At 65.4% G+C, this 4,823-nt stretch carries 5 protein-coding genes; all 5 read left to right on the top strand.

What is annotated here, in order from left to right; genetic code table 11:
* The coding region (locus R2834_24780; protein MEZ4703570.1) for a dihydroxy-acid dehydratase at positions 1 to 1,090 on the top strand (1,090 nt) is incomplete at its 5' end.
* A 101-nt stretch (positions 1,091 to 1,191) separates the two neighbouring features.
* Positions 1,192 to 1,944: an SDR family NAD(P)-dependent oxidoreductase gene (locus tag R2834_24775; protein ID MEZ4703569.1), complete on the top strand. Its 753-nt coding sequence runs from the start codon at positions 1,192 to 1,194 to the stop codon at positions 1,942 to 1,944.
* 172 nt (positions 1,945 to 2,116) lie between these two features.
* Entirely contained in the window at positions 2,117 to 2,917 is an 801-nt protein-coding gene (locus R2834_24770) for an SDR family oxidoreductase (GenBank protein MEZ4703568.1), read from the top strand.
* A complete protein-coding gene (locus tag R2834_24765) occupies positions 2,907 to 3,806 on the top strand; it encodes a hypothetical protein (GenBank protein ID MEZ4703567.1) in 900 nt (299 codons plus the stop codon). Before R2834_24770 ends, R2834_24765 begins: the two co-directional genes overlap by 11 nt.
* 23 nt (positions 3,807 to 3,829) lie before the next feature.
* Complete coding sequence (locus tag R2834_24760) at positions 3,830 to 4,786, top strand: NAD-dependent epimerase/dehydratase family protein (protein ID MEZ4703566.1); 957 nt, start codon at positions 3,830 to 3,832, stop codon at positions 4,784 to 4,786.
* Positions 4,787 to 4,823: the final 37 nt, after the last annotated feature.

Genomic DNA, 4,823 nt, shown 5'->3' with positions numbered 1-4,823 from the left:
GCTGGGGCTGACGCTTCCGGGCGCCGCGGCGATCCCCGCGCCGGATTCCCGCCGGCGCCGGCTCGCGCACATGACCGGGATGCGCATCGTCGAGATGGTCCGCGAAGACCTCAAGCTCTCCCAGATCCTCACGCGGCAGGCCTTCGAGAACGCGATCCGGGTGAACGCCGCGGTGGGGGGATCCACGAATTTCGTCATCCATCTGCTGGCCATCGCCGGCCGGGTCGGGATCGATCTTTCGCTGGAGGATTTCGACCGGCTCGGCAGCGAGATGCCGCTACTCGTCAACCTGATGCCGTCGGGCAAATACCTGATGGAGGATTTCTACTACGCCGGCGGCCTGCCCGCCGTCGTCGCCGAAATCCGGGACCGGCTGCATCTCGGGGCGCTGACCGTGACGGGCAAGTCGTTTGGCGAAAACAATGAGGAGGCGCCGAACTACAACACGGACGTGATCACGCCGGCGGCGGAGCCGCTGCTCGATCACGCCGGCCTGGCCGTACTGCGCGGCAACCTCGCCGAAGACGGCGCCATCATCAAGCCGTCCGCCGCCTCGCCCGAACTGATGCGGCATCGCGGGCCGGCGGTCGTTTTCGAGGACTACGACGACTACCACGACCGGATCGACGACCCGAACCTCAACGTGACGAAGGACTCGGTCCTCGTCCTGAAAAACGTCGGCCCGAAAGGGTATCCGGGCATGCCGGAAGTGGGCAACATGGGGCTGCCCAAAAAGGTGCTGGAGGAGGGCGTGCGCGACATGGTCCGCATCTCCGACGGCCGCATGAGCGGGACGGCGTACGGCACCGTGGTGCTGCATGTCGCCCCCGAGTCCGCCATCGGCGGGACGCTCGCGCTGGTGCAGGACGGCGACATGATCGAACTCGACGTGCCGGCGCGAAAGCTCCATCTGGACGTCCCCGAAGCCGAAATCGCCCGCCGGCGCGCCGCCTGGACGCCCCGATCGCCCCACACGGACCGCGGGTACGTCAGCATGTACCTCAACCACGTCATGCAAGCCGACACCGGCGCCGACTTCGACTTCCTCCAGGGCAAGTCCGGCAGCGACGTGCCGAATCCGAACCATTGAGGGTAACGGTGCAAGGTTCAAGGTTTGAGGTTCAAGGACGTCGTTCGCGGACCTTCCCTCCCAATCCTTGCACATTGAACCTCCATCCTTGAACCCCTACCATGAATCGATTCGAAAACCAGGTCGCCATCGTGACGGGCGGCGCGAGCGGGATCGGGCTGGCGATCGGTCGCCGGCTGGCGCGTGAGGGCGCTACGGTCGTTTTGTTCGACCGCGACCAGGCCCTGCTGGACAAGGCCGCGGCGGGCTTCCGGTCCGATGAGATGGACGCCGCCACCTACGGGGTGGACGTGACCAGCGAGCCCGGCGTGAAGGAGGCCATCGACGATGTGGTCGGCCGTTTCGGCCGGCTCGACGTGATGATCAACTGCGCCGGCGTGGTCGGACCGACGTCGACCAAGATTCTCGACTACGACGCGGCGTCGTTTCGCCAGGTGGTCGACATCAACCTGACCGGCTCGTTCCTGATGACGAAATACGCGATCGGTCCGATGCTCAAGCGGTCGTACGGGCGCATCCTGCTAATCGCCTCCATCGGCGGCAAGGAGGGCAACCCGGGCATGGCCGGCTACGCGGCGAGCAAGTCGGGCGTGATGGGCCTGGTCAAGGGCATCGGGAAGGAGTACGCCGGCACGGGCGTGACGGTCAACGGCCTCGCGCCGGCGGTCATCCGCACCCCGATGAACGAGGATACCGCCCCCGAGATGCTCGAATACATGGCCTCCAAGATCCCCATGGGTCGGCTGGGCACCGTCGACGAGGCGGCCGCGATCTCATGCTGGATCGTTTCCGAGGAAGCCAGCTTCAACACGGGTTTCGTGTTTGATTTGTCGGGCGGGCGCGCTACGTTTTGAGGGAAAGAGAGCGGGATGCTCGATCCCCGATATCCAGCGCCCTGAATCCAGGATCTCACATCCCGCATCCCACAACTCGTATCCCGCATCCCGTATCCCGCATCGCACAACTCGTATCCCGTATCCCGCATCCCATATCCCGCACCCCACCCCTGACTCATCCGATCCCCCTATGCGTAAATCAGTCTTCAGCGGGCATTCCGCGGTAGTGACCGGCGCCGGCGAAGGCATCGGCTTCGAAATCGCGCGGCTGCTGGCGCTCAGCGGGGCCGTGGTGGTGCTGAATGACGTGGACAGTACGCGCGCCCACAATGCCGCGACGGCGATCCAGAAGCAGGGCGGGCATTGCATCGGCATGGGGGGCGATGTCGGGGACGTCAACGTGGTGCGCGGGCTCGTGGACGAGGCCGTGCGCGAGGGCGGCAAGATCACCATCGCGGTGGCGAACGCCGGCCAGACGCTGTGGAACAGCTTTCTCGAATACACGCCGGAAGATTTTCAGCGTGTCCTAAACGTCAACCTCGGGGGCTCTTTTTTCCTCGCGCAGGCGGCCGCGCGCCACATGCGGAAGCAGGGGACGGGAGGGCGGATCCTCTTCATGTCGTCGGTGACGGGCCATCAGGCGATAGAGTATCTGTCGGCCTACAGCATGACGAAGGCCGGCCTGGAGATGCTGGCCCGCAACCTCGTGGTGGAACTGTCTCCCTTCAAAATTACCGTCAACTGCGTGGCGCCCGGAGCCACGGTGACCCCGCGCAACCTGGCGGACGACCCCGACTACGAGGCGCACTGGTCCGAGCTCTCCCCCAGCCGCCGGCCCGCCTATCCGTCGGATATCGCCCGGGCGGCGCTCTTTTTGCTCGCCCCGTCCTCCGACCAGATCACCGGGCAGACGCTGGTGGTAGACGGTGGATGGTCCGCCGTGAGCCCCACGCCCCGGCTGGACTTCGTGGAACAATCCCATGACGAGTAACCAACGCGTCCTTGTTGCCGCGCTGCTGGCATTATGGATGGCGAGTGCCGGTGCGGCATCGGCCCAGGCGCCGGCAGATACCGCGCAAGTCTGGCGCATCGTGACGCGGGACGGCAACGAGTATGTCGGCAAGATCGTCGAGCGCGTCGCCGGCGCCATCCGGCTGGAGACCGACACGATCGGCGTGGTGTCCATCCGCGAGGAGCTGATCGTGCGGATGGAGGTCGTCGACGCCCGCCGGCGAGACAGCGGCGAAATCTGGGCGCGCAATCCGCAGGCGACGCGGTATTTCTGGGGGCCGAACGGGTACGGACTCCGAAAGGGGGAGGGGTACTACCAGAACGTCTGGATTTTCTTCAACCAGATCAGTATCGGCGTGACGGATCACGCGACCATCGGTCTGGGTCTCGTGCCCTTGTTTTTATGGGGCGGCGAGGCGTTTCCAGCCTGGATCACGCCGAAGCTGTCCCTCCCGATCGTCCCCGACAAATTTAACCTGGGTATCGGCGCGCTGGCTGGCACGCTGGTGGGCGGATTCGGCAGCGAAGACGGCGCCGCCGGCATCGTCTATGGCATCGGCACGTACGGGTCGCGCGACGCCAACGTCTCGTTCGGACTCGGCTACGGTTTTGCCGGCCGCGACTGGGGCCGGCATCCTGCCCTCACGCTCAGCGCGATGTCCCGTCAGGGGAAGCGCAGCTACCTGCTGTTTGAGAGTTATATTATCTCCACGGGCGAGGAGAGCGCGGGCCTCGCCCTGTTCGGCGGCCGCTACATTGCGTCGCGGATTTCGATCGACTACGGCGGCATGGTGCCCTTTGGCTTCGAAGTCGATCGCCTGATCGTCCTGCCCTGGCTGGCGCTGGTGGTGCCGTTCGGAAATCGCTAACTCCTCCTTTATCCCAATCCGTTTTGAATCCCCCTCCCGTATTTCTCGTCACCGGCGCCATGGGGTGCATCGGCGCCTGGGCGCTGCGCCATCTCGTCCACGCCGGCCACCGGGTCGTCAGCTTCGATCTCAGCGATACGCGGCATCGGGTCGACATGCTGCTGTCGAGCCGCGAGCAGGAGGCCATCTCGTACGTCCGGGGCGACCTCACGGACACCGCGCAGGTGGTGGATACGGTGACCCGCCAGGGCGTCACGCACATCATCCATCTGGCCGCGCTGCAGGTGCCGTTTTGCCGGGCCAACCCGGTGCTGGGGGCGCAGGTGAACGTGGTGGGGACCGTGAACGTGTTCGAGGCGGCGCGGGCGGCCGGCATTCGCCATCTGGCCTATGCTTCGTCCATCGCCGTCTACGGCGCGCCCGAGGATTATGCCGATACGGTCATTGACGACGCCAGCCCCCTCAAGCCGCGGACGCTTTACGGCGTCTACAAACGCGCGAACGAGGGGACGGCGGAGGTGTACTGGCGCGAAAACAGCATCAGCAGCATCGCGCTGCGTCCGTTCACGGTGTATGGCGTGGGGCGGGATCAGGGGCTGACGAGCGATCCGACCAAGGCCATGCTCGCCGCGGCGAAGGGCGAGGCGTTCGAGATCGGCTTCAGCGGCCCGATGCAGTTCCAGTGGGCGTCCGACGTCGCGCAGCAGTTCATCGACGCCGCGACGCGGCCGCTCGACGGCAGCTTCGTGTTCAACCTGGACACGAAGGCGGTGGAAGTTGCGGAGGTGGTGGACATCATCCGGGCGCTGCGCCCCGGCGCGCAGGTCACGTTCAAGCAAAACGACCTGCCCTTCCCGGCCGAGTTCGACACGGTCACGTTTCGCCGGCACATCCCCACGATCTACGAAACGCCCCTGCGAGACGGCATCCGGGCTACGATCGAACAGTTTGAATCGCAAATCGCAAATCGAAAATCATAAATCGCAGGGTTTGTCCAGGGACCCATTTGCGATCTAC

Source organism: Rhodothermales bacterium, assembly GCA_041391505.1.
Lineage (GTDB): Bacteria > Bacteroidota > Rhodothermia > Rhodothermales > JAHQVL01 > JAWKNW01.
Note: the sequence above shows the minus strand (reverse complement) of the source record. Positions and strands in the feature narration are given on the sequence as shown.